This is a genomic window from Synechococcus sp. H55.11 (genome assembly GCF_047462475.1).
In the GTDB taxonomy this organism is placed as follows: Bacteria; Cyanobacteriota; Cyanobacteriia; order Thermostichales; family Thermostichaceae; genus Thermostichus.
Map to the genome: position 1 here is coordinate 1 of NZ_JANSJI010000311.1, position 652 is coordinate 652.

At 55.5% G+C, this 652-nt stretch carries 1 protein-coding gene; it reads right to left on the bottom strand.

The window, feature by feature from the left end; translation table 11 throughout:
- Positions 1–161: 161 nt before the first annotated feature.
- Positions 162–434 carry a hypothetical protein gene (locus NW853_RS12275; RefSeq protein WP_414338726.1) on the bottom strand — a complete coding sequence of 91 codons (273 nt, stop codon included), beginning with the start codon at positions 432–434 and terminating at the stop codon, positions 162–164.
- Between the last annotated feature and the right edge of the window lie 218 nt (positions 435–652).

Here is a 652-nt window from a genome sequence, read left to right on the forward strand (position 1 = left end):
CGCCATGGTAGAGGCGCAGCAGACGCCTGGCCGCCGGAGAGAGGGATCCCAGGCCGGGAGGGCTCTGCTTGTCCTCAACTGAACCAGGATCAGGGAGCGGTGGCATAGGGATCCCGATTTTCAACACCCATTTTGGCCGGGTCTTCCCCAAGATGGCTTGGTTACAGGGGATCCCTGAATGGGTACTCTTTTGTTCTCTGCTCGTCAATTTTAAGGGGAAAGGCGGCGAAGTCTGGCATCGATGCACAGGGATCCCAGTTGTGGCTCTCCCGTTGCACAGCGCCATCCAAAAGGGCATTGATCAAAGCATCTGCCGCCCGCAGGTCTTCCTCATCTGGACAGTTGGTTTCAAACAGCTCGTACAGGCAAGTTTCCTGAAAGAGGCTTAGGCGCCCCGTTTTGAGAGCCTGGCGGACGATCTCTTTGACGTTCATATCCTAAGCAAAATCCAGAATCGCCAACATTCTCATGGTGAAGGGATCCGGACCCGGCTCCTTAAGTCAAATCGCGCAACTTGCCCAAGCCAAAATACGGAAGTCCAAGGCAGAGGCAGGCCAGTCGGGGTACTGGGTCGGGGATATAATGGCTCTGCGTCTGGCCTTGCTAGCTCAATGGATAGAGCACCGACCTTCTAAGTCGATGGTTGCAGGTT

What these genes read in the sequence shown, in the direction of transcription:
- NW853_RS12275 (WP_414338726.1), bottom strand. Translation starts at nt 434, where the DNA reads ATGAACGTCAAAGAGATCGTCCGCCAGGCTCTCAAAACGGGGCGCCTA.